The sequence below is a fragment of the Archangium sp. genome (assembly GCF_045802675.1).
Lineage (GTDB): Bacteria > Myxococcota > Myxococcia > Myxococcales > Myxococcaceae > Archangium.
This window is the reverse complement of sequence record NZ_JBJMQO010000039.1, coordinates 1-24,734: the sequence shown is the minus strand read 5'-3', so window position 1 is coordinate 24,734 and position 24,734 is coordinate 1. Positions and strand designations below refer to the sequence as shown.

Annotated in this window: 18 protein-coding genes; 7 read left to right on the top strand and 11 right to left on the bottom strand. The window is 70.2% G+C overall.

Annotated features, from left to right (window positions below; all coding sequences use genetic code 11):
- Positions 1-125 precede the first annotated feature (125 nt).
- Both ACJ8AN_RS11455 and ACJ8AN_RS11450 read left to right on the top strand, forming a co-directional pair.
- Positions 126-4,307 (top strand): M4 family metallopeptidase, encoded by a 4,182-nt coding sequence (locus tag ACJ8AN_RS11455; protein ID WP_407755329.1) that lies wholly within the window; start codon positions 126-128, stop codon positions 4,305-4,307.
- Positions 4,308-4,310: 3 nt separating this feature from the next.
- Entirely contained in the window at positions 4,311-6,341 is a 2,031-nt protein-coding gene (locus ACJ8AN_RS11450) for a hypothetical protein (protein ID WP_407755328.1), read from the top strand.
- A gap of 93 nt (positions 6,342-6,434) precedes the next feature.
- On the opposite strand, the gene recG is transcribed toward ACJ8AN_RS11450, so the two are convergent.
- Entirely contained in the window at positions 6,435-9,155 is a 2,721-nt protein-coding gene (recG, locus tag ACJ8AN_RS11445; RefSeq protein ID WP_407755360.1) for an ATP-dependent DNA helicase RecG, read from the bottom strand.
- A gap of 198 nt (positions 9,156-9,353) precedes the next feature.
- Entirely contained in the window at positions 9,354-9,866 is a 513-nt protein-coding gene (gene greA, locus ACJ8AN_RS11440; protein WP_407755327.1) for a transcription elongation factor GreA, read from the bottom strand.
- A gap of 199 nt (positions 9,867-10,065) precedes the next feature.
- On the opposite strand from greA, the gene ACJ8AN_RS11435 reads away from it, so the two are divergent.
- Positions 10,066-10,602 (top strand): FHA domain-containing protein, encoded by a 537-nt coding sequence (locus tag ACJ8AN_RS11435; RefSeq protein WP_407755326.1) that lies wholly within the window; start codon positions 10,066-10,068, stop codon positions 10,600-10,602.
- Positions 10,603-10,611: 9 nt separating this feature from the next.
- Here ACJ8AN_RS11435 and ACJ8AN_RS11430 read toward each other — a convergent pair whose 3' ends face one another.
- The 3 genes from ACJ8AN_RS11430 to ACJ8AN_RS11420 all read right to left on the bottom strand — a co-directional run bounded on the left by ACJ8AN_RS11430 (position 10,612) and on the right by ACJ8AN_RS11420 (position 14,479).
- Positions 10,612-11,121, bottom strand: a complete 510-nt coding sequence (locus ACJ8AN_RS11430; RefSeq protein WP_407755325.1) for a hypothetical protein — start codon at positions 11,119-11,121, stop codon at positions 10,612-10,614.
- 69 nt (positions 11,122-11,190) lie between these two features.
- A complete protein-coding gene (locus ACJ8AN_RS11425) occupies positions 11,191-13,821 on the bottom strand; it encodes a patatin-like phospholipase family protein (RefSeq protein WP_407755324.1) in 2,631 nt (876 codons plus the stop codon).
- 292 nt (positions 13,822-14,113) lie between these two features.
- Positions 14,114-14,479, bottom strand: a complete 366-nt coding sequence (locus ACJ8AN_RS11420) for a DUF6184 family natural product biosynthesis lipoprotein (RefSeq protein WP_407755323.1) — start codon at positions 14,477-14,479, stop codon at positions 14,114-14,116.
- 267 nt (positions 14,480-14,746) lie between these two features.
- On the opposite strand from ACJ8AN_RS11420, the gene ACJ8AN_RS11415 reads away from it, so the two are divergent.
- The gene (locus tag ACJ8AN_RS11415; protein ID WP_407755322.1) at positions 14,747-15,196 is read left to right on the top strand and encodes a DUF2147 domain-containing protein; all 450 of its coding nucleotides are present in this window, start codon (positions 14,747-14,749) and stop codon (positions 15,194-15,196) included.
- 87 nt (positions 15,197-15,283) lie between these two features.
- Here the strand turns inward: ACJ8AN_RS11415 and ACJ8AN_RS11410 are convergent, their stop codons facing one another.
- Positions 15,284-16,084, bottom strand: a complete 801-nt coding sequence (locus ACJ8AN_RS11410; RefSeq protein WP_407755359.1) for an SDR family oxidoreductase — start codon at positions 16,082-16,084, stop codon at positions 15,284-15,286.
- Between the two features lie 17 nt (positions 16,085-16,101).
- Positions 16,102-16,632: a GNAT family N-acetyltransferase gene (locus tag ACJ8AN_RS11405; RefSeq protein WP_407755321.1), complete on the bottom strand. Its 531-nt coding sequence runs from the start codon at positions 16,630-16,632 to the stop codon at positions 16,102-16,104.
- Between the two features lie 144 nt (positions 16,633-16,776).
- Between ACJ8AN_RS11405 and ACJ8AN_RS11400 the strand changes: the two genes are divergently transcribed.
- Entirely contained in the window at positions 16,777-18,603 is a 1,827-nt protein-coding gene (locus ACJ8AN_RS11400) for a hypothetical protein (protein WP_407755320.1), read from the top strand.
- A gap of 66 nt (positions 18,604-18,669) precedes the next feature.
- Here ACJ8AN_RS11400 and ACJ8AN_RS11395 read toward each other — a convergent pair whose 3' ends face one another.
- From ACJ8AN_RS11395 to mutL, 4 genes are all read right to left on the bottom strand, one after another.
- Positions 18,670-19,677 (bottom strand): tetratricopeptide repeat protein, encoded by a 1,008-nt coding sequence (locus ACJ8AN_RS11395; protein ID WP_407755319.1) that lies wholly within the window; start codon positions 19,675-19,677, stop codon positions 18,670-18,672.
- Between the two features lie 180 nt (positions 19,678-19,857).
- A complete protein-coding gene (locus ACJ8AN_RS11390; protein ID WP_407755318.1) occupies positions 19,858-20,553 on the bottom strand; it encodes a hypothetical protein in 696 nt (231 codons plus the stop codon).
- A gap of 3 nt (positions 20,554-20,556) precedes the next feature.
- Positions 20,557-20,712 carry a hypothetical protein gene (locus ACJ8AN_RS11385; protein ID WP_407755317.1) on the bottom strand — a complete coding sequence of 52 codons (156 nt, stop codon included), beginning with the start codon at positions 20,710-20,712 and terminating at the stop codon, positions 20,557-20,559.
- 75 nt (positions 20,713-20,787) lie between these two features.
- Entirely contained in the window at positions 20,788-22,671 is a 1,884-nt protein-coding gene (gene mutL / locus ACJ8AN_RS11380; RefSeq protein WP_407755316.1) for a DNA mismatch repair endonuclease MutL, read from the bottom strand.
- Positions 22,672-22,771: 100 nt separating this feature from the next.
- On the opposite strand from mutL, the gene ACJ8AN_RS11375 reads away from it, so the two are divergent.
- Both ACJ8AN_RS11375 and ACJ8AN_RS11370 read left to right on the top strand, forming a co-directional pair.
- A complete protein-coding gene (locus ACJ8AN_RS11375; RefSeq protein WP_407755315.1) occupies positions 22,772-23,734 on the top strand; it encodes an SDR family oxidoreductase in 963 nt (320 codons plus the stop codon).
- 2 nt (positions 23,735-23,736) lie between these two features.
- Complete coding sequence (locus tag ACJ8AN_RS11370; RefSeq protein ID WP_407755314.1) at positions 23,737-24,702, top strand: hypothetical protein; 966 nt, start codon at positions 23,737-23,739, stop codon at positions 24,700-24,702.
- Positions 24,703-24,734: the final 32 nt, after the last annotated feature.

Below are 24,734 nucleotides of genomic sequence, written 5' to 3'. Positions count from 1 at the left end.
CCATGTCTCCCCTCGACGCAGTCTGGTGGAGTGAATCCATGTCCATGCCGTGGCCTCGCTGGCCTCTGCTCCTCGCCGCGCTCCTGGCGGCGAGCCCATCCCTGGCGGGTGAAAGACTCACCCCCTTGTCCCCCACCGCCGTGACCCAGCTCCAGGCCCGGGAGCTCTCGCGGGTGGCCACCTCCCTCGCCGCCCTGCGGACCCAGAAGTCCAGCCTCGGGCTGAACGAGCGGGATGACTTCCAGCTGGCCCACGCGCAGACGGATCGCTTCGGCCAGACCCACGCCCACTTCCAGCAGCTCCACCAGGGCGTGCCGGTGTGGGGCGCCCGGGCCATCACCCACCTGAATGCCTCGGGGCTGAGCCTGCCGGCGACGACGGACGGCCTGCGCACGGGCATCCGCGTGGGCACCCAGCCGGTGCTGGACATGGCGGGCGCCATCTCCCTGGCGACGATCGACGTCATGCCCACGGGCCCGTTCGGCACCGAGCCGACCGCCGAGCTCATCATCTACCCGGAGACGCGCCGGGTGAACCTCGCGCCGGACAAGCCCCTCAAGAAGCAGAACGCGGCGGACTTCCAGGAGCAGGTGACGGGCTACCGGCTCGCCTGGCACGTGCACACCGAGCTGGACAACCCCAAGGACGGCGTCGTCCACACGGACTTCATCCTCGACGCGCGCACGGGCGAGCAGCTGAAGAAGTGGAAGTCGCTGGAGACCGTGGCCGCCGTGGGCCAGGGCCTCTCCCAGTACAGCGGCCGGGTGCAGATCAACACCTGGCAGCGCCCCGACGGCACCTTCGAGCTGCGTGACACGACGCGCACCTACGGCGAGGGCCTGCGCACCTTCGACGTGAACCACGCCTCGGAGCGTGACAGCGATCCCACGCTCACCGCCTACCTCGACGACGACAACACCTGGGGCGACGGCCAGGACTACATCCCCGACGGGCCCACGCTCGACGACAACGGCCAGACGGCCGCCGTGGACGCGCACTTCGGCCTGCAGATGACGTGGGACTACTACCAGCGCATCCACGGCCGGTTCGGCGTCGATGACGCGGGCACGCCCACCTACAACCGGGTGCACATCGACAGCTACTACGACAACGCCTTCTGGAGCGACAGCTGCTTCTGCATGAGCTACGGCGACGGCTCCTTCAGCGTGGGCAACGTCTTCGGCGGAAGCAAGTCCGTCACGTCGCTGGACGTCACGGGCCACGAGCTGAGCCACGGCGTCATGTCCCGCACGGCCGACCTCATCTACTCGGGTGAGTCCGGCGGCCTCAACGAGTCCAACTCCGACATCTTCGGCACCATGACGGAGTTCTGGGTGCGCAATGGCCGCGGCGACACCATCGGCAATGGCGACAAGGGCAACTGGATGATCGGCGAGGATCTCAACCCGTTCTTCCCGTTCCGCTACATGTTCAAGCCGAGCTACGACGGCTCCAGCGCGGACGCGTGGTCCCCGGACCTCGAGAAGCTCGACGTCCACTTCAGCAGCGGCCCGATGAACCGCGCCTACTACTTCCTGTCCCAGGGCGCCGATCCGCTCGACGTGGAGAGCGACGTCAACAGCGAGTACCTGCCCGCGGGCATGACGGGCATCGGCAACGACAAGGCGGCGGCCATCTGGTACCGCGCCATCACCGCCTACCTGTACCCCTCGGCCAACTACCTGGCGGCCCGCACGGCGAGCCTCAAGGCGGCGCAGGATCTCTTCGGCACGCAGTCCGCCGAGTACCGGGCGGTGGAGAACGCCTTCACCGCCATCAACGTGGGCTACTCGGCCGGCACCCGTGACGACAAGACTCCGCCGTCCGTCAGCGCGGGCGTCTCGGGCCGCGCGCCCGTGCTCCAGCTGCACGCCACGGCCTCGGACGACGTGGGCGTCACGCGCGTGGACTTCTACGTGGACGGCGCCCGCGTGGCGACGGACACCTCGATGCCCTATGAGGGCTCGCTCGACATCACCCCGTTCTCCAATGGCACGCACCAGCTGGTGGCGGTGGCCTTCGACAAGGCCGGCAACACGGCCTCGTCCACCCCCGTCACCTTCAACGTGGCCCACACCTTCGCGCAGCTCCTGAAGGATCCGGGCTTCGAGGCCGGTGGTGAGGGCTGGGAGGCCGATCCCCGCGGCAACATCAACTACCCCGCCGACGGGGCGCGCACGGGCGTGGGCTTCACGTGGCTCAACGGCTACGGCGACGGCACCGTGCACCGGGACAACCTGTACCAGGACGTCACCATTCCGGCCTCCGCGCAGCGCACCTCGCTGAGCTTCTACCTCAACCTCACCACCACCGAGACGGGCCCCGAGGTGCACGACTACGTCGTGGTGCAGGTGCGCGACACCTCGGGCGCGGTGCTGGAGACGCTGGCCACCTGGTCCAACCTGGACGCGACGCTCGGCTGGGTGCAGCGCAGCTTCGACCTGAGCGCCTACGCGGGACAGACGATCCGCATCTACCTGGAGGGCTACGAGGACGACGTGCCGGAGACCGCCACCAGCTTCAAGGTGGACGACTTCTCGCTGCGCGTCAGCGAGGAGTACGCCGACACCGAGGCCCCGGCCGTGACGGCCAGCGCCGTGGTGACGGACAGCCAGGTGGGCCTCTTCGCGGACGTGATGGACAACGGCCACGTGGCCTCCGTCGAGTTCTTCGTCGATGGCACGTCCCGGGGCACCTCGGCCCCGTCGTTCGCCCTGGCGCTCGACGCGGCGTCGCTGAGCAACGGCGTGCACACCGTCGTGGCCCGCGCCGTGGACTCGGCCGGCAACGTGGGCGACTCGGCCCCCGTGACGTTCTACGTGGACGTCCACCGCCAGCAGCTCGTGCTCAACCCGGGCTTCGAGGAGCTGCGCGGCGAGGATCCGGCCGACTGGGCCATTTCCACCGACATGCCCGGCGGGGTGTTCGCCTACCCCGACGCCAGGTTCGCCCACGCGGGTACGAACTTCCTTCTCCTCTGGGCCTACGCGGGACCCCACACCTCCACCGTGAGCCAGAGCGTCGCCATCCCGGCGGACAGCACCTCGGCCATCTACAGCTTCTGGCTGCGCATCTACAGCGACGCCTTCTTCGATGGGGAGGTGCACCACACCCTCACCGCCAGGGTGCGGGACGCCAGCGGCGCGGAGAAGACGCTGCGGACGTATTCGAACCTGGACGTCACCGACGGCGAGTACCTCGAGCGCCGCTTCGACCTGAGCGCCTACAAGGGACAGACGATCCAGCTCGTCTTCGAGGCCGACATGACCGAGCCGATGCCGCGCGGCGCCGACACGGAGATGTTCCTCGACGACGTGACGCTCTTCACCACGAGCACGCCGGACACCGTCAAGCCCGCGCTCACCGCGTCGGTGGATGGCTCCTCCGGCACCCTCCAGCTCAACGCCACCGTGAGCGACAACGTGTGGACGTCCAGCCTGCGGTTCTCCGTGGACGGCAGCGGGGTGGCCATGCGCCCCGACCCCAAAGGCCGCTACGCGGTGCCGTTCGACTCCTCCGGCCTGACCAACGGCACCCACACGCTGACGGTCGACGCGGTGGACACGGCGGGCAATACCGCCACGGTCAAGGTGGACTTCGACACCCGCAACGCCACGACGAACGACACGAGCGCGCCGGTGGTCGACAGCGTCACCGCGTCGGGCGTGTTCGAGAACTACACGCTCGAGGCCACCGCCCATGACGACACGCGCATCACCCACGTGGAGTACTACGTGGACGGCGCCTTCGTGGGCCAGGCCTGGTCGGCACCCTTCACGGTCTCCTACAAGGCCACCCTGCTGACCGAGGGCGCGCACACGGTGAAGGCGGTGGCGTACGACGAGGCCGGCAACTTTGGCGAGGCGACCACCCCTCTCATCTTCACGGCGCCCTACCTCACCCTCTCGCCGGCGCGCGTGGTGGTGGCGGTGGGCGGCTCGGCCAGCTTCTCCGCGAGCGTGGAGAACGCGGCCGACACGTCGGTGAGCTGGGCCGTGAAGGACGGCGAGCCATGCGGCTCCGTCACCAACACCGGCGCCTACACGGCGTCGTCCAAGGCCGGCACCTGCCGCGTCGTCGCCATCAGCAACGCGAGCAAGGGCACGAGCGCCACGGCCACCGTCATCGTCTACACCGGCGACATCAACGGCGATGGCGTCGTGGACGGTGAGGACATGGGCCTGATTGCCCAGTCGTACGGCAGCGGCTCGAGCGAGGCCGGTTACAGCACGGCCGCGGACCTCGACGCCGATAGTGCCGTGAACGACAACGACGTCACCCTCTTCGTCAGCCAGTTCGGACGGTAACCCATGAAAACGTTGATCAAGCTCATTGTTCCGCTGCTGCTCGGAACGCTCGTCGCGTGCGGCGATCCCAACGCTGGACCGGTGACCGTCTCGCCCAAGAGCGTCACCGTGAAGGCCGGAGAGAAGACGACCCTTACCGCCTCCGTCCAGGATGCCGAGCAGACGCGCATCATCTGGTCCGTGGAGGGCGGGGACGACAGCGGCACCATCACCTCCTCGGGCGTCTACACCGCGCCTGCGAAGCAGGGCACGTACACGGTGGTGGCCATCAACGCCTTCGACAGCTCGAAGACGGACAAGGCCACCATCACCGTCGAGCCGGTGATGCCCGTCACCGTCGAGCCGACGAGCCCGACGGTGGATCAGGGCGAAACGGTGGCGTTCTCCGCCAGCGTGGCGGGCTCCAGCGACGCGGCGGTGGACTGGGCCGTGGAGGGCGGTGAGGCCAACGGCACCATCACCTCCTCGGGCATCTACACGCCGCCCGCGAAGGAGGGCACCTATACCGTCGTGGCCACCAGCGCCGCCGATCCCGCGAAGAAGGCCTCCGTCACCGTCACCGTGCGCCCCGTGGCGGTGACCATCACCCCGGGCTCGCAGAACGTGCCGTCCGCGGGCAGCATCGTGCTCTACGCCTCGGTGGCGGGCACGCGCGGCGACTCGACGGTGACCTGGTCGGTGCGAGGCGGCGACGCCAACGGCACCATCACCCCCACGGGCGTGTACACGGCCCCCACCCAGAGCGGCACCTATACCGTCATCGCCACCAGCGTGGCCGATCCCTCGAAGACGGCCATCTCCACCCTCACGGTCACCCCCGTGGACGTGGTCATCGTCCCGGGCGATCAGAGCACCTACACCACGGGCAGCGTGTCCTTCTCCGCCTCGGTGACGGGCACCGCCGGCAACAAGGCGGTGAACTGGTCCGTGGAGGGCGGTGACGACCACGGCACCATCACCAACGCGGGCGTGTACACGGCGCCCACCAGCGGCGGCACCTTCACCGTCGTGGCCACCAGCGTGGCCGATCCAGCCAAGAAGGCCACCGCCCAGGTGACGGTGAGCCAGGTGGCCGTGAAGGTCTCCGCGACGGACACGACGCTCGACCAGGGCGCCACCACCGCCCTCTCCGTCGAGGTCACGGGCGCTCCCAGCCCCGACGTGATGTGGACCGTGGCCGGGCTGGAGAACGGCGAGGTCTCCCCCGACGGCGTCTACACGGCCCCGGACAAGAAGGGCACCTTCACCGTCACCGCCACCAGCGTGACGGACCCGACCAAGAGGGCCTCCGTCGAGCTCACGGTGCGGGACGTGGTGATCACCCTCACCCCCGCCGCCGTGACGCTCACCGCGCGCGCCGAGCAGACGTTCTCGGCCACCGTGACGGGCACCACCCGCAAGGACGTGTCCTGGTCCGTGGGTGGTGGCGACAGCCGGGGCTCCATCACCAAGACCGGCATCTACACCGCTCCCGCGGCCGCCGGCCGCTTCACGGTGGTGGCCACCAACACGGCGAATCGCACGAAGCAGGCCTCCGCCGTCGTCACCGTGCCGGCCGCCTCGTCGGGCATCACCTACGAGGACCCGGCGGGCAACGGCTGGAAGCTCGTCAAGAACACCGGGCTGTCCACAACCAACCGCCTCGTGCTGGACCTGGTGGCTCCCGCCGGTGCGAAGAGCCGCGGCGTGGACCTGAGCCTCATCGCCGACGCGCCCCGCGCGAGCTGGGCGAAGCTGGCCTCGGGTGATTCCGAGTACGCGCTCAACCACGTGTTCGACCTGGGCAGCGGTCCGCAACTCTTCCGGAGCACCGTCAAGGACAGCGACCTGTCCCTGGGCGTGTTCCAGAAGGGCACCGCCGCTCCGGCCGCGTCCTCCACGGGCGCGGTGCTGTCGGTGGCGGTGGACCTGAAGACCGGTCCCACGCTGCCCACGGGCGCGGTCCGGCTCGCCGTGACCAAGGCCCACTCGCTGTCCGAGTCCGGCACGCTCGGCCCCATCGACGTGGCCGTGGGGAAGCTCACCGCGAAGTGAGCCCCCTCGTCCGGTAACACGAACGGCGGCCTCCTTCCCGGGGGCCGCCGTTTTCATGTCGTGGGTCCGGGTTTCCGCCCAACGACGCGCGCCCTATCCCACCCGGGCGAGCGACAGCCGGCCTTCCCAGCGCTCCTCGAGCGCCTTCACCAGCCCCTGGTGCTCGGGCGCCGCGAGCCGGGGATCCATCGCCAGAATGCGCCGCGCCTCCTGCTGGGCCAGCGACAGCAGATCTCCGTCCCGCGCGAGGTTGGCCACCGCCAGCTCCGGCATGCCGCTCTGGCGCGTGCCGAGGAACTCGCCGGGGCCGCGGATCTCCAGGTCCTTCTGGGCGATGACGAAGCCGTCACTGCTGTGCTCCATCACCCCCAGCCGCTCCGAGGAATCCATCGACGAGCGCGCGAGGTTCGCCACCAGGTAGCAGTGGCTCACCGCCGCGCCGCGGCCCACGCGTCCGCGCAGCTGGTGCAACTGCGAGAGGCCGAAGCGCTCGGCGGATTCGATCACCATCACCGACGCGTTGGGCACGTCCACGCCCACCTCCACCACCGTGGTGCACACGAGCAGTTGGACCGTCCCGGCCCGGAACGCGTCCATCACGAAGTCCTTCTCCTCGGACTTCATCCGCCCGTGGAGCAGCCCCACCTCCACGCCCGGGAACACCTGCCGCAGCTTGTCCGCCCCGCGCGTCGCGTCCTCCAGGTCCAGCTTCTCCGACTCCTCCACCAGCGGGTACACCACGTACGCCTGGTGGCCCTTCTGCACCTCGGACGCCACCGCCTCGTACACGCGCGCCCGCTGCTTGTCGTTGAAGACCCGCGTCTTCACCGGCGTGCGCCCCGGCGGCAGCTCGTCGATGATCGACACGTCCAGGTCCCCGTAGAGCGTCATCGCCAGCGTGCGCGGAATCGGCGTCGCCGTCATCACCAGCACGTCCGGCGACACGCCCTTGCTCATCAGCGTGTGCCGCTGCAACACGCCGAACCGGTGCTGCTCGTCGATCACCACGAAGCCCAGCTTCTCGAAGCTCACGTCCCCCTGGATGAGCGCGTGCGTGCCCACCGCCAGGTGGATTTCGCCTCGCGCCACCGCCTCGCGCACCTCGCGCTTGCGCTTCGCCGTCCCCGCCGCGCTCAACAGCCCGACCTTGTAGCCCAGCGGCTCCAGCAGCTTGCGGAACGTGCGCTCGTGCTGCTCGGCCAGGATCTCCGTGGGCGCCATCACCGCCACCTGGTAGCCGTCCTGCAACGCCAGCAGCGACGCCACCACCGCCACCGCCGTCTTCCCCGAGCCCACGTCTCCCTGCACCAGCCGGTTCATCGGCTCGGCGCGGCCCATGTCCTGGGCAATCTCCTCGATGACCTTCTTCTGCGCTCCCGTGAGCTGGAAGGGCAATGCGCCCCGTGCCTTGTCGAGCCGCGGCGCCGAGACATCGAAGGTGATGCCCTTCTCCGTCTTCACCCCCTGCCGCTTCAGCCCCATCCCGAGCTGAAGGAAGAAGAGCTCGTCGAACGCCAGCCGCCGGTGCGCCGGGCTCAGGTGCCGGTCCAGCATCTCCGTATCCGCGTCCCCCGGCGGGAAGTGGATGGAGCGCAGCGCCTCCGGCAGCGACATCAGCTCCAGCTTCCGGCGCAGGGACTCCGGCAGCGGCTCCTCCACGTGGTTCGCGTAGGACTCGCTCACGATCGAGGCCAGCTCGCGGAACATCCGTTGATCGCCGCGCTCGAAGCCCGGGTACACCGGGACGATCCGGTTGAAGTGCACCGAGGAGCTCTCGAGGTCCTCCGCCGGTTCGATCTCTGGATGCGCCATCTCGCGCCCCGACAACGACGCGCGCACCTCGCCCGAGAGCACCAGCTTCTTGCCCACCGGAAAGCGCGCCTTCAGCCACGGGCCCGCGTTGAAGTACGTCGCCGCGATGCTCCCCGAGCGATCCGCCACCACCGCCCGGAAATAGCGCTTCCCCGTCCGGCTCGGCACGAAGTCCGCCAGCTTCACTTCGCCTACCGTGACGCCGCGCTCCCCAGGCATCAGCTCGGCGATCGTCTGTAGCCTGCGCCGATCCTCGTAACAGCGCGGCAGCAGGAACAGGATGTCCCCGACCTTCCTCAGCCCCTTCTTGTTCAGCGCCGCGATCAGCCTCGGGCCCAGCTTCTTGCCCATCGTCTTCAGCGGGATGGCCAGTGGCCCCGAACGCGGCGCGATCGACAACAGCTTCGCCTCCGCCCTCGACTCCTCCTGCCCCTTCGCCGCCTTCTTCTTCCGCTTCCCCGCTGACTTCGGCTTGTCCTCCGGGGGTGGCGCGGGCTTCGCGAGTGCCGCTGGCGACGGTGCCGCGCTCTTGCGCGTGGGCAGCGCGGAGACAGGGCGGGCCATGGGGTTCTCGGGATGGCGTGGCATCGCCGGTGTCGCGGTCCGGCTTCCCGGTGGCCCCGGGATTGGAGCCCTCGACTTCCACTCCGGGACTCGCTCAGCGTGAACGTCCACCCGTTCCTCTGCTCGAGGGCGCGGGTTCAACCCTCGGCCCTCGCTACCCTCACCCCGTCCCTCTCCCGGAGGGCGAGGGGTGGGGGGCACGGTCGGGGTGTTGGGTCCACTGGCCGCGGGAGGGGGCACCGGCGTCGCGACCTGCGCCAGTTCCTCCGGCAGCTGCACTCCGCTCAGCTTCAGTCCCGCGAGGACCCGGCGCAGCGCCGCCTTGCGCCGCTCCTGCTCCGGATGGTCCACGTGCGGCAACGCTGAACGCAGTTGTTTCAGCGCCTCGCCGTCTACTCCCGACGCCCCCGCGAGCGCGCGCTCCAACAGACTCCGCAGGTCCTTCACCGTGGACAGATGGGCGAAGTCACTCCGGCAGGCGTATTTCAGGGGTCCGACGAGGCTGGCGAGCGGGTGGTTCACAGGTGGATTCCGAACGGTTCATCCTAAGTCGCTCCCCTGTCTCCGCCCACCCAAACGACACAGGGGAGCGAGCTTCCGCCCACTCCCCCGCTCGGCTACCCCTTTCGAGGCCGCTCAGCTCTCCGGCGCCGCGTCCGGCTCGGGGTCCTCGAAACGGACCTCCTGAAGCTCGTACTCGCGCACGCCGCCCGGGCTCTGCACCGTCGCGACGTCGCCCACCTTCTTGCCAATCAGCGCCCGCGCCACCGGCGACGTCACGGCAATCCACCGCTTCTTCAGATCCGCCTCGAGCTCGCCCACCAGCCGGTACGTGACCGTCTTGTCGGTCTCCACGTCCAGCAGGTCCACGGTCGCCCCGAACACCACCTTGTCCCCGCCCAGCTTGCTCGGGTCGATGACCTCCGCCCGCGCAATCCAGTCGTTCAGGTCCAGGATGCGGCCCTCGATGTGGGACTGCTTCTCCTTGGCCGCGTGGTACTCGGCGTTCTCGCGCAGGTCCCCGTGCGCGCGCGCCACTTCGATCTCCCTGGAGATCTTCCCGCGCTCGACGGACTGAAGGTGCTTCAGCTCCGCCTTCAGCTTCCGCAGACCCGAGGGGGTCATCGGAATGTTCCCGCTCTCGCTCATCTCCACTGCTCCTTCTCACTGCAAAAGGTGAACGCCGCGGCCCGCCCCGCCACCCACGACGATGGCGGCGAGCGGGCCGAAAGGGAAACTGTAGGGGAGCTTTGACTACCCGGTCAACGAAACCCGTCCGTCGCACCCGCGACAGCCCGCTACACGCTCGTAGGGCCCGCCGTGCTTCTTTCTGGCATGCTGCCGCGCCGTGCTGTCCATCCAGGAATTGCGCTCGCTCGGAGCGTCACTGTCCACCGGGGCCTTCCGCCGTCAGCTCGGCCCCTTCGTCCTCATCCAACGCACGCCCGGCCGGCCCGTGTCCGCCGTGCTCGAGCCCACCCGCGTCGCCGCTCCCGCGGACATCGAGCGGGGCATGCTCTCGCTCCTCTTCGAGTTCGAGGAGCTGCTCATCACCACCCTCCCCCCGCTCGAGCGCATGGAGGAGCTGAGCGTGGGCCGCCTGCCCGACTGTGACCTGTTCCTCGACGACGCCTCCGTGTCCAAGCGTCACGCCGTGCTCAACTGGAACGAGCCCCAGGGCCGCTGCTCCGTGAAGGACCTCGGCTCCACCAATGGCACCTTCCTCAACGGCGCCTCGCTCGCCACCCGCGAGGCCACCCTCAAGGACGGCGACATCCTCAGCTTCGGCAACGTCCAGTTCTGGTTCCTGGTGACGGACACGCTGCACGCGCGGCTCCATCAGGGCCCCAAGGCCAGCGGCAAACCGGCCTTCCGCGGCAGCTGACGCAAGCGCTCAGAAGCGGCCGGCGGCGGGGTTCTTCCGCGCCGCCGAGAAGGCCCCGCGCAGCGCGTCCACCGCACCGCCCACCTCGCCCGCGTACTGCACCGCGTGGATGGTGTAGAGGTCCTGCACCTCCTCCAGCCGGCGGTACACCTCCTTGAGGCTCGTGCGGTCGCGCGACTCGAGCGCGCACTGCGCCTCCTGGTCGCTCAGCCGCCGCAGCCAGACGGTGCGGAAGTCCATCCACTGCTGGTCCACCTTGCTCGCCGGCGAGGTGCGCACCAGCTTCTCGCGCTCGCTCTCCAGCTCGGACCACAGCTTGTCCGCTCCGTCGAGGCACTCGCGGTAGGACAGCACCGGCTCCGCCGCGGGCTTGCGCTCCGGCGTCATCGCCGCCACCGAGCGCGTCACGCTGATGGTGATCGCCAGGCAGAAGGCCGTCACCACGGCGATGTAGACGCCATAGGCGGCGGCTCGGAAGGGACGGAAACGGGGATCTTTCCGGGGATCGGGCTCGGACACGGGCCCGTCTTACGACCCCCGGCCCCGCGTGGCAACGCCCGGGTGACAGGACCCCAGGCGTTCCGTCACCTAGAAACGCCAGCCCACGCCGAGCAACAGGCCTACCGCTTCGAACTTCTGGGGCGCGTCGGCGGATTGGGTGGTGGTCACGTGCAGGGGCCCGCTCGCGCGGCCTCCGTCCAGGTAGAGCCGGGGACGGAAGCTGATCTCCAGGTGCTCGGCGGCCACGAGCATCAAGGCACCTTCCGCCGCGAAGCGCAGCGCCACCCATTTCTCCGTCTCGGGGACATAGGAGGCCTCGGTGAGCAGGCCCGCGCCCAACTCGAACCGCAGGGGCGGGAGGCCAAAGCCGAAGACGCCACTGACGTACGCCGCCGTGCTGACCGCCGGAGGGCTGACGCCGCCCGAGAACCGCGCCGACTCACCGTAGGCCACGCGCAGGCCCGAGCGCAGCCGCAGCTCCTTCTCGTTCCAGTGCCTCAGCGACGGCGAGATGGCCAACTCGAGGCCGCCCGAGGTGACCCCCACGAGCGTGTAGAACGGCACCGGCTGGTACGCGATGGCGCTGTCCAGCGCGAGCTTGGTGCCCACCTCGAAGCCCAGCTGCTGCGAGGACGGCTGCTGGTGATTCATCTCCGTCACCGCGTCCCCGAAGACCTGACGGAACTTGTCCTGGAGCGCGGTGGCGCGCTGCCCCTGGAGCAGGCCCGAGCGGAACACATAGCCCCGCTCCGCGAGCGCCTGGGTGAAGCGCTCGAACTTGTTGCTCTGCGAGAGCGAGGGGTCCTTGCCCATCTTCCGCGTGACGGCCATGAGGGACAGGATGTTGCGGCTGTCCTCCCCATGGAGCTGGCCGCACGCGGGCAGCGCCGCCGGCTCGTCGGCCTTGGACTGCTCGAAGGCGAGGAAGCACTCGAAGAGGGGCGAGTCCACCTCCACCGTCGTGGGAGGCGCCTCGGGGTTGGCGTGGGCCAGCTCGTCGAACAGGATGCGCGTGTCGGACTCCTTCGCCACGAAGCGCCAGGCGTCCACCATGCCCCGGTGGAAGTCGAAGGTGCGGAAGTCCTCGTCGAGGAACGCGCTCATCGCGAGCAGGTACTCGCCCGCCAGCGGCGCGTGGCGGATGGGCACGTCGATGCGCTCGCGCACGTCCGGCTCGGCCTCCAGCGTGTCCATGAGCTGGGCACGCATCGCCGTGTCGGCGAAGCCCGTCAGCAGGTTCTCGAAGGTGGACAGCAGGCCCGGGCCCGCCCAGGGATGCTGCTCCTCGGGAGACCACTTCCAGTCCACGGCGTTCGGATCGAAGTAGAGGAAGCGGTGGCTTCCGCGCAGGCCCGCTTTCTCCCACTGGGACATGCGCAGCGCCAGGTCCAGGGGGTTGTTGTTGAAGATGCCGCCATCGGCGAACCGGGTCGTGGTGTCATCCACCCACTGGCCCTTCGCCGAATCGAAGTAGCGGTGGGGAATGACGCGCGGCTCGAAGGCGGTGGGAAACGCTCCCGAGGCGGCCACCATGTTGAAGACGTTGTCGAGGGGAATGGAGCTGCCCTCGGGCTGCGCGAGCCGGGGGTAGAACGCGCCGGACGGCGGCTGGCCATCGCACCCCGGGAAGGCGCAGAACGCGGGAGCCTTGCCGGGCTCGCCCTGGGCGGTGAGCAGGAACTTCTCGGTGTAGCGCGCCAGGCGCAGCGGCTCGCCCGTGCGGGGGTGGAGGTTGGCGGCCTGGGAGAGATCGATCTCCCGGCTCTGGAGGCGGGTGGTCGTCGCGCCGAGGGAGAAACGGCAGTGCCTCCAGCCGTCCGCATCCAGGTTCTTGAGGCGCTCCATGGCCTGGGTGATGGGCTTGGACGAGAAGGCATGGTCGAGCCCCACGCTCCCCGGCTCCAGCAGCGACTCGAGCGCGAGCGTGTTCCACGTCTGGAAGAAGAGGCTCTTGCCCGGGGTGCGCTCCGGCTCGCGGCAGCCCGTGTACGCCGAGAGCAACGCATTCACCGAGCCGGCCGACGCACCGGTGACGATGGTGAAGCCGCTGGGAGGATCCTCGGGCAGCTCGAGCCCGAGCGCCATCAGCGCCGTGCGGTGCTCGGGAGGAATGGCGCGCAGCACCCGGGCACGGTCATGGAGGAAGAGCGTGTAGTAGTAGAGGAAGCCCGCCTGGTACGAGCCCAGGCTGACACCGCCGGAGACGACGAGCGCCGGGGGGGCGCCGACCCGGTTGCCGAACCGGATGATGCCCATGCGCAGGTGCGCGAGCAGCCGCGCGGTCACTCCCGGCCCCTGCATCGGCAGCACGCCCAGGTGCTCGCGCCGCTTCGCCGCATCGCTCTCGTCCGCGAGCGATCCGCCGAGCTGCTCGAACGTCTGGAGATCTCCGAGGAACTCCTCGAAGAGGTGCGGGTTGTCACGAACGAGCCCCGGGAGCGCGGCCCGGAGGGCCTGGACCTCCGAGGCGAGCACGCTGCCCTTGGACGTGTCCTGCGCGCTGGCCTGGAGGGCGGATTCCAGCCGGGCGCCGTGGCTCTCGACGGACTGGATGGCCCCGGTCAGCTCCGCTTCCAGGTGGGCCGCGATCCGGCTGGGATCGAGCGAGGCCTGCTGGGCACTGGCGGGGGCGACGGGCGCCGTTGCCGGAGAAGCGGCGGGAGACGACGCGAAGACGGGTGAGGCGAGCAGCGCGACGGCGCAGCCCACCCAAGACATGGTGGATTTCATGAGGCCCCCTGTGGCGTTCGCATCCTAACAGCAGCCCGCCCGGCTCCATCTCCGGCGCGGATTCGTGACGCGGGCGTGCCGCGGGTGGACTCCCACGACTCGCTGCCCCCGGGGTAGTTCCCACCGTCGGGGCGAACGCCTGGTTGCCTCGGGAGCGGCGGCGAACCCCAGCATTGACACCCCGGTGAACAGATGCTTCCTCACGACGCGCCTCCCTCGTCCCTGCGGCGTTCGTGAGCTTGGACCCGCGACGGGATTTTCCGGGCAACCGCCCGCGCGCTCAGTCCTCGGCGTCCTGGCAGACCGAGCCCGTGCCACAGACGATGAACACGGTGTTGAAGAAGTCCGACCCGCTCGTGCAGGACGTGGTGCGGATGCGCTCCAGGCACGTGTCGAGCCCCTTCTCGTTGATGGCGGGGCAGTTATTCGCCGTCCACGCGGCCTGGAAGAAATCGCGGGACTTCACCTCACACTCGTCCCGGTCCTGGAACTGCTGGCCCTCGCCGGAGCCGATCTCCTCACACTCCTCGTAGTAGTCGCAGGCCGCATCAGTGGCCTGGCGTTGCGCATCCTCGAGGGAGGTCGGGCCACACGCGGTGACAAGGAGAAGCAGGGACAGCGGGGAGAGGGCGGAAGAGATGCGCATACGGGTGACTCGCGAAGCAGGGTGAGAGCTGGGCACCAAGACGTGCTCTGGAATGACCAGGCATCTTAAGCGAGCGGGCACGGCCCGTCAGTCCGAAGGGCCTGGGGTCCCATGGCCCGGGTTTCTTTCGTGGAGAAAAGGAGGACTTTGGGTGCTTCCGCTCTGGGGGTAGGCTCAGCCGCTGAGTTCGGACGGAACGTGGAGGGGACGTTACCGCGGCGCACGGCCCCTCGCGGCATGTGACTCCCAGCGCCTGAGGATCTCAGAATGACTGCAACCCGTTGGTTTGGACTGGCCACGCTGACCCTGCTGTTCGCCACGAGCGCCCTGGCCCAGGCGCCGAAAGCGGTGGGGCGCTGGACCACCATTGACGACGAGACGAAGAAGCCGAAGTCCGTCATCACCATCTACGAAGAGGGCGGCAAGCTGTTCGGGAAGATCGAGAAGCTCTACCGCGAGCCCAACGAGGAGCAGAATCCGGTCTGCGACAAGTGCGAGGGGGCGCTGAAGAACCAGCCCATCCTCGGGATGGTCATCCTGCGCAACCTCGAGAAGGACGACGATGAGTGGTCGGGTGGCACGATCCTCGACCCGGCCAATGGCAAGACCTACAAGTGCAAGATCGCCGTCGAGGACGGCGGCAAGAAGCTGAAGGTCCGCGGCTACATCGGCATGGCACTCCTCGGGCGCACCCAGTACTGGGTCCGCGCCGAGTAGGCGTTTGGGCAGGGGTGTGCTGTGTCACAAGGGGTGCCTCAGCTCGGCGAATCCCAGAGGTCGCACGACGGATCGCCGGGGTGAGGCTCAGGAGCCCTTCTCACGCATGGCCCGCAAGGCGATGCGGTCCACCAGCCCGGGGGCCACGAGCTTGAGGAACATGCCCACCTTGGCCCGGGCCGTCATCACCAGCTCGCGATCGCGGCGCTCGATGGCCCGGACTATTTGGGCCACACAGGTGTGCACATCCATGGTGTCGCGCTCCTCGTCGCGCTTGCTCTCCTGGACGGGTTTACCGTCCGGGCCGAGCGCCCGCGCGCGGATGTCCGTGGCGACGAACCCGGGCGACACGATGAGCACATCCACTCCCGTGCCGAGCAGCTCCACGCGCAGCGAGTCGAAGAACCCCTGCATGGCGTGCTTGCTCGCGGCGTAGGCGGTCCGGAGGGGCACTCCGGTCTTCCCGGAGAGCGAGGAGACTGCCACCAGCAGCCCCTTGCGCGCCTTGATGTGCGGCAGCGCGTAGTGGGTGCAGTAGACGGCCCCCAGGTAGTTCACGCGCATCAGGCGCTCGTAGAGCGTGAGGTCGGTGATGTCCTCGAAGCGCGCCCACATGGACGTGCCCGCGTTGTTCACGAGCATGTCGATGCCCCCGAAGGTCTCCATGGCGCGCTCGACCATGCGCCGGCACGCCTCCGGGTCCGTGACATCCGTGGCCACGGTGATGGCCTTTGCTCCCGCCTTCTCGCACCGCTGCTTCACCTCGCCGAGCGACTCCTCGCTCCGCGCCGCGAGCACCAGGTTCGCCCCCCGCGCCGCGAGCATGGCGGCGAGCTCCGCTCCGATTCCGAACGAGGCCCCCGTGATGATGATCGTCTTGCCTTGCATGGACATGCGGCCATTCTTCACGAAGCGCCCGGCGCCGGGGAGGCCAAAGACTTGTGCAGCAGCTGGATGAGGTTCTGCCGCCGGGGCGTCTGCTGGAGCGTCATGCCGGTGACCTCGTAGCCCTGCTTCTGCCAGAAGCGGAGCGCGTCCGGGTTCTGCTCCTGCACGACGAGCCGGATGCCCGAGGCCCCCTGGCCACGCACCCACTGCTCGAACACGGTGACGAAGCGCGCCCCGAGCCCGGCGCGGCGGTGATCCGGGTCGATCAGGAGCATGCCGATGATCCACTCGTCGGGCTCGGGAAAGCCGCGGACGGCATCGAGCACGCCGAGCAGCTCCTTCGTCCCGTCCGCGTACAGGCCGAGGGCGAACTTGTCCTCGAGCGTCTTGTCCGGAGGGAGGCCTTCCAGGAGCTGCTCCGCGGCATCGGGCTCCACGGCGCCGTAGACGAGCGTCATGAAGGCGTGACAGCGCTCGACCAGCCCCCGAAGGGCCGGCACGTCCTCCGCTCCGAGCTTCACCACGCTGCGTCCGTCGACCTGGAACATCGGGCTCCCTTCGGGTGGCCGGGATGGCCGCCGCGGCGAGCATGCCCGGAGACCCGGGAGGGCGAATAGCCTGGCGTCATGACGCAGGGCGCCAGAAGGGGGAGCGCGACAACCCGCTCCCGCCCCTGGCACTCTTCGCGCGCCATGAGGAAGCCCATCCATGTCGAGGAGCTGTCCACCAGCAAGCCGCTCGAGCTGGTGACGATCCCCGCCCCCCCTTCTGAATCCCGCGTCCGCCGCGACGCCCGCTTCGCCGCCCCCGGCGAGAAGCGCACCCGCTATCACCTCCCCGAGTCGCTCGAGTCGCCCTCCCCCATCGGCTACCGCACGCGCGTCTCGCTCTCGCGTGAGGAGGCCAGCACGCTGCTCTCGCTGCTCGCGCTGCCGCGCCCCACCCGCTTCGTCCCCGGCCCCGCCCCCACCGAGCGCGAGCTCTTCGAGGAGTGTTCGCTCGGCGTGCTCTCGGCGCGCCAGTCCACCAACTTCCGCGGCCAGCGCGAGGTGCTGCTCGGCCCCGCCGACTCCGAGCGCGCCGCCTCCCTGCTCCGGCGCATCGGCCGCAAGGAGGCGCCCGTGCTCGACGGCGCCGCCTTCACCCACGTCGTCCTCGCGCGTCCCTACCGCACCCCCTTCACCTTCCTGCTCACCTTCGTGGGCCACAAGCCGCTGGCCAGCCTCGTCACCGTGCCGCTGCGCGCCTGGGCCAAGCGCTTCCGCCACGCCGATGACATCCCCACCATCGGCTACCTCAAGGAGTTGCACCTCGGCGTCCTCGCCGATGCCATGGAGCGCGCCTCCGTCATCGCCTCGGCCGGCTCCCGGCGCGCCCAGGTCTTCCTCGAGCCCTTCGATCAGCCCCAGGACCCCGCCGCCCTGCGCGAATTGGAGGCGCTCGTGGGCCTCACTCCAGCCGAGCGCTCGGCGGGCTGGCGCATCTCGCTCGTGGCCCAGGTGGGCGCTGTCTCCGAGGAGGAGCGCGTTCCGCTGGAGCGCTCCACGGCCCGGCGCCTCGGCGCGGCGCTCGTGGCCCTGCGCAGCGAGCGCATCCAGCCCGGCGTCAACGCCGAGCAGAGTGCTCCCGTGCCCTACCAGGCCCGGCAGCCCATGGACGTACCCGAGGAGCTGACCGTGCAGGCGGGCCGCGCGGCCTACAATGCCTTCGCCCGCTTCACCGGCCTGCCCCGCGAGCGGGCGAAGGAGCTGGTGCTGCTCGAGCGCATCGACGTGCTCACGCCCCACGGCAAGGAGCGGCTGCGCTCGGTCCGCGAGGAGCTGGAGCGGGTCACCGACACGCTCATCTCCCGGCTGCCGCTGTGGGCGGACCTGGCGCTCGGGCGGGCGCTCTCTCGCAACAGTGCTCGCGGGCGCAAGGCCTTCGCGCTCGCGGGGCAGCGCATCTACGTCGGAGGGCTCTCCCGCCGCGAGGTCGAGACCGCGGGGTTGTCCTTCGCCCACGCGGTGCGGGCCTTCGGCGCGGGCGCGGCGCGCAGTGCGCTCGTCGCCGAAGTGGCCGGCTCCACGGAGATCCCCGAGGGGTGTGATCTCCTCGGCGGCATCTGTCTCATGGCCGGGCCGGTGAACCAGAACGACATCGGCAAGCAGTTCTTCGGCAGCAAGGATCTGCTCGAGCACGCCTTCGCCGGCCGCGAGCCCACCAGCCTGCTCGTGTGGACGCTCAAGGCCAAGACCGTGGCCGACCCCATCGGCAACGAGCAGCAGTTGCTCGACGCCGCTCGCAAGGGCGCCCTGGTGGACCTGCGTCCGGGGCCGCATGAAGTGGTCGCGGTCCGGCGCGGTGCTTCCGTCGAGCCCCTGCGCCAGCGCGACGGCCAGGTGAATGCCGAGCGCGCCTTCGGCGACGTGGGCAACTTCGTCACCGACCCCACCGGCCGCGAGATTCCGGGCAACCGGGGCACGGTGTGGCCCTCGGAGCTCTCGGACGCTCCCGTGTGGCCGGCGGGCTCGCCGTAAAAGCAAAAGGGCCCGGGGATTGGAACCCGGGCCCTCGATACCCTCGCGGGGAGTTGCGCTCGACTCTCAGTGCGCCGGAGCGGGCGCGGGCTGCGTCGCGGGGGCCGGAGCCGGCGCCGCGGGCTGCGCCGCCGCCGGAGCCGCTTGCTGCGGAGCCGGAGCAGGAGCCGCCTCGGTCCCACCGGCCTTCAGCCGGCGCACCGTGGCCGAACGGCCACGCAGCTGCGGGGCGAACTCGCTCGCCGGGTACGCCCCCAGCGCGTCCTGCGCCGTCGACAGCGCCTTATCCAGCTGGTTCGTCTCCTGGTAGGACTGCGCCAGCAGCAGCATGGCGTAGTCGCGCGTCTTCGCCTTCTTGTCCCCGTCCACGAAGCGCGCCAGCAGCGGCACCGCCTGCTCGTGCTTCTTCTCCATGTTGTACGCCACGCCCAGGAAGAACGACGCGTCCAGCAGCTGATCCTGCGGCGGGTTCATCGCCACGAAGCGCGACATCTCCTCGATCGTCGTCTTCATCTCGTTGCGCCGGAAGGCCGACTTGCCGCGCTCGAACGCCGCGTCGCCAATCTCCCGCCGCAGCTGCGTCGCCTTGTCCGTCAGCGCGTTGCGCTCCAGCGCCGTCAGCTTCGAGGTGTCCAGCTTCACCAGCTCGTCCACGCCCTTGAGCCGCTCGTCGCCCGGCAGCGTCGTCATCAGCCGGAAGACCTCGCCCGCCTGGCGCTGCGCGTTGGCCACCGCCGTCTGCTCCACGCGCGCCTTGTCCAGCTGCGTGGTCAGCTCGGCCACCGTCTTCTCCAGCCGCTCGCGCTCGGCGCCCGCGTTGGAGCTGCGCGCCGACGTCACCACCACCGCGCCCGCCACGCACAGCGCCGCGAAGATGGCGTACGCCACGCCCGAGGAGATCCACGCCTTCTTCTGGAGATCCTCGTGACGCTTGCCGATCGACTTCACTTCGGCATGGAGGTTCTTCAGCAGGCTGTCCGTCTTGATCACGAGGTTGCGGGCCTCGATGACCTCCTTACGGATCTCGCTCAGTTCCTTGTTTTGCTCGGGCTTCGACTCAGCAGCAGCAGCCATGGACATCTTCCTATTGGGCCCGGAAAGAATTTCGGCCTCTTCGCGCATCGTCAGGGGCTCCCTGGGCGGTTCGTGGACTGTCACACCTGTTCGTGTGTCGGCCCCGGAAACAGGCCCCGAGCCCCCAGGAATTTCCGGTGCATTCTTTGGGGCCAAGGGGCCGGGGAGGCAAGCCCTTGCTTACGGTGAAGTGAATGGCCGGCTCGGATCCGGCGGCCACAGGTACGTCACCCCGAGCGCGAACCAGTTCCCTCCCCCGTTGAACGAGGAGAGACCCGAGAACTCGGGGCGGTTGGCGAAGGCGCTCTGGCCGCGCGCGAAGGCCAGGCGGTACTCGGCGGTGAGCCCCCAGCTGGCGGAGAACCGGAAGGTCGCTCCCACGGTGCCCGCCCAGGCCTGGGTGAGGAGCTCGCGTTGGCCCACGCCCTCGGCCTGCGAATACATCAGCGTGGGTCCGAGCGCGAAGCCCACGAAGGGCACCACGCCCTCGGGGGTGAGGACATCCAGCAGCGTCTGGAAGCGCAGCCCCACCAGCGCCCCGTAGGTGACGTTGGTGAGCGTGGGCGCGCCCGTGAGCCGCAGCTGCTCCCCGGTGGCGAAGAGATCGATCCCCAGCTCGATGACGTCGGTGATGGCGTAGCCGAAGGAGCCCGCCAGGAAGGGGCCTCCCGGGGAGACGGGGGCCCGGGTGACACCCTGGTAGTCGGGCAGCGTGTAGAAGCTGTCGTAGAAGGTGCCGTTGGGGGACAGCCGCCAACCGCCCTGGATGGTGAGCCGGCCCACCCCGTTGAGCGGCGCGAGCTCGTCGTCGTAGTCGTCCTGTGCGGAGGCGCTCGCGGCGGCGAGGAGGACGGAGAGCAGGACGAGACGGCGCATCGTTCAGGAGTCCTTCAGGCGCAGCGCGACTTCGAGGAAGGTGGTGCGGCGGCGGGACAGCGCGGCGAGCAGGCACCGCACCACGCAGGCCGAGCCGAACTCCCGGCGGACCAGGCCCAGGTTGGCCAGCACGTCCCGCAGGGTGATCACGCCGCGCATGCGCTCTCCTCGCGTCAGTCCGCCCGGGGGGGGGCTACAGGCAGGTGGCGCACCGTAGCAGCGAGCCCTCGGAGGTCAAATTCTCGAGCCGGGAGGCCGCAGCGCGCGCCGCTCCAGCTCCAGCAGCGGCACCTCGAGCACCACCACGGTGCCGTGGATGCACGAGGGGTGGAAGTCGGCCGCGTCCAGCTCGCCGAGCAGCGCGCGCAGCTTGCCGTCCGTGAGCTGGCCCTCGGCATGGCGCGCGGCGTGGCAGGCCAGCACCCGGAGGGCCTCGGCCAGGGACACCGCGTCGAGCGCCGCGCCGGGCGGAGGCAGCGCCCGCGCCAGGGCCTCCAGCAGCGCCCGGGCATCCGCCCCCACCAGCGCGGGCGGCACCGCCTTGAGGGCGAGCGTCGTCCCACCGAAGGGCTCCACCTCCAGCCCCAGGCGGGCGAGCGCCTCGCGCCCCTCCACCAGCGCCTTGGCCACCGACACGGGCAGCTCCACCGTGGCGCCGAAGAGCGTGGGCACCGGCGGCTCCTCGCGCCCGAGCATCCGCTGGAAGGTCATCAACCGCGCCCGCTCCAGGGCCGCGTGGGCGTCGAGCACCACCAACGTGCCGCCCGGCCCCTCGCAGACGTGGAAGCGCTCGCCGAGCACGCCCATGGGCCGCAGCGCGCCGAAGTAGCCCGGGGGCGGGGCCTCGTTGAGCTGGGGCAGTGCCTGGCCGAAGGCGGGCGAGCGCCCCGGCAGCAGCGGCGTGGTGGGCGCGAAGGAGGAGCCGGGCACAGGCGGCATGGCGCCGAAGAGGGACTCCGAGGCCCCGGGCATGGGCGCGGGCGCGTCCTGGGTGCCCGGCAGCGGCAGCGGCGCGCCCCACGTGGCCTCCTGGGCTCGGGTGAGGAAGCGCTCCACCGCCATGGCGTAGTGCGCGGCCTGACGGGGCGGCTCGAGTCCCCCACCCTCCCCCTTGTTGCCCAGCCAGGGCGCGGCCCGGAGCGCGCGGGAGAGGGCCGCGTGTACCGTGTCCCCCACGCCCTTGGCGTCCGCGAAGCGCACCTCCTGCTTCTGCGGGTGCACGTTCACGTCCACCGCCCGCGGGTCCACGTCGATGAAGAGCACCACCACCGGCTGGCGCCCCGCCGCGAGGAACTCCTGGAAGGCACGCTGAATCGCGCTGTTGAGGCCCCGGTCCCGGATGTAGCGGCGGTTGACGAAGGTGTAGATGCCGCGCGCGTTGGGCAGCGTGTACTCGGGCGAGGCGATGTGCCCGGTGACGCTCACCCCCAGCCGCCGCTCCTCCACCGGCACCAGGTGCGGGTGCACCCCCGGCCCCAGCGCCGCGGCGATGCGCTCGCGCGCGTCCCCGGGGCTCGCCGGGCTGGTGAAGAGCTGCTGGCCCCCGTGCTCCACGAAGAAGCCCACGTCCGGGTGCGCCAGCGCCAGCCGGATGACCGCCTCCTCCGCGTGCTGCAGCTCCGTGGACTCGCGCTTCATGAACTTGCGCCGCGCCGGAGTGTTGAAGAACAAATCCTCCACCGAGATGACCGTGCCCACCCGCGGCGGCGCCTCCTCCACCCGCGGCTCGCCGCCCCCCTCCACCACCACCCGCGTGCCCACCTGCGCCCCGGGCTCGGCCGTGTGCAGGGTGAAGCGCGACACGGAGGCAATCGCCGGAAGCGCCTCGCCCCGGAAGCCCTTGGTGCTGATGGTGAACAGATCCTCCAGCTCGCGCAGCTTGCTGGTGGCGTGGCGCTCCAGGCACAGCCGCGCGTCCTCGGGCCCCATGCCCTGCCCATCGTCCGAGATGGTGATGCGCCCCAGCCCTCCCTTCTCCAGCGCCACGCGCACCGTGCGCGAGCCGGCGTCGATGGAATTCTCCACCAGCTCCTTCACGACGGAGGCGGGACGTTCCACCACCTCGCCGGCGGCGATCTTGTTGACGAGGACATCACTGAGACGGGCGATACGTGCCATGGGAGGTCACATCATGCGCAGGACGTGAGAAGTTGGCCAGCAATCCTGACGCGTCGCGGCTGACAACGTGGGGCTTCTGAGCTATCACGCCCCCTTCCGTATGGAAGCAACTCAGGCGAGCAAGGGGGGGCTTCGCGTGGCGGTGACGGGCGCGGCTGGTGACATGGGCCGGCTGCTGCTGCCACTGCTGGAGCGAGACCCCGACGTGGAGAGCATCCTGGTCCTCGACGTGGCCAAGCCGGCCGGGGACAAGGTGGATTTCCATCGCGTGGACCTCACGCGGCACGACGCCGAGGGCGAGCTGTCCGACGCGCTCGCCGAGCTGCCCGTGGACGTCTTCTACCACCTGGCCTTCCTGCATGGGCCGGTGCGCGATGGCTCCCTGGCCCACGAGCTCGAGGTCATCGGCACGATGAACGTGCTGAGCGCGGCGGGGCGCGCCCGGGTGCCACGGTTGATTGTTCCCTCGTTGACGGCGCTCTACGGGGCGCGCGGCCAGAACCCCGCCCTGCTGGACGAGGAGACGCCGCTCATGGGCTGCCCGGGCAGCCGCTTCGTCACCGACAAGGTCGAGGTGGAGCGGCAGGTGCGCACCTACCGCGAGCGCCACCCGGAGACGCGCGTCATCGTCCTGCGCTTCGCGCCGCTGTTCGGCCCGCGCATGGACAACCCGGCCACCCGTATGCTGGCCCACCGCGTGGTGCCCACGCTGCTGGGGTTCGATCCGCTCTGGCAGGCGCTCCACGAGGAGGACGCCGCCCGGGCGCTGTACCAGGCGATGAGCGCCAACGCCGAGGGCGAGTTCAATATCGTGGGGCGGGGGGTGCTGCCGCTCTCGGGGCTCATCCGCCAGGCGGGCGCGCAGCCGCTCCCCCTTCCCGGACCGCTCTACCGTGCGGCCCTGAAGACGATGACCTCGTTGGGGGGGCCGGGATTCCCCACCGCGCTGCTCGACTACATGCATTACGGATGGGTCGCCGACGGCGAGCGGGCCGAAGAGGAGCTCGGCTTCATTCCCATGTTCCACGCCCGGGACGCCGTGGCGGCGATGCGGAGGAATTGATCATGGCCAAGGGAGTGCTCGGGAACGATCCCTTCCAGCGGGGCGCCGCGCAGCGTCCCTCGGAGCCCAAGGCGGCCAGCACGGCGGCCACCACGCCGGAGCCGAAGAAGGCCCCCGCCACGCCGCCCGCCGCGAAGAAGGCCCCTGCGGCCAAGGCGGCGCAGAAGGCGCCCGCCGCGAAGGAGAAGGCCGCCGCGCCGAAGCCCGTGGAGTCGAAGCGGGCGGAGTCGAAGCCGGCCCCCAAGCCAGTGAAGGAGGCTCGGGCGAAGGCCGAGGCCCGGGGGAAGAAGGCGGAGACGCCCAAGGGGAAGACCGCCACGCCCGAGACGGCCGCTGCCGCCGGAGCCCGGAAGACGGCCACCGGGGACACCCGGGAGGCTGCGTCCCGGACGGAGGTGCGCGAGACGGCCGCCAGGACTGTCACGCCGCCGCCCTCGCCCGCCGAGGCACCGGCTTCCGCGGAGGCGCGGGCCTTCGTCGAGGAGCCGATGGAGCCGCGCGAGCCCTCGTCCGCCGCCGGGCCTTCCGAGGCCGGGGAAGCGGAGCTGGACGCGGAGCTGCTGGAGCGGGCGGCGGAGGAGCTCACGGCGGTGGAGGCCCTGCGGGAGCTGGAGGAGGCGATCGGCGAGCCGCTGCCCACGGGGCCGGTGGTGGTGCCGGGCTTCGAGGACGTGGAGTTCCGGGCGGACAGGACGGTGGTGGTCGAGGTGCTCGACGAGAGCCAGGACGAGTACGCCCCGGACAGCGAGGCCGAGGCCGTGGAGGAGGCGCGCATCGAGGTGGAGGTGGCGGCCGCGCTGGCGCCGGCCCAGCCCGCGGTGAGCAGCACCACGGACATCTACTTCACCGCGGACTCCCCAGGAGCCGAGCCGCGTCCGCTCCGCTCGCGTTTCTCGGGGCTGATGGCGATCGCGAAGGAGGCCGCCTTCCAGGCGCTGGCGAGCGAGGGCATCGGCAAGGCGCTGTGATATGGGAAGTGGGTGTTGGTGGGTTAGATTTT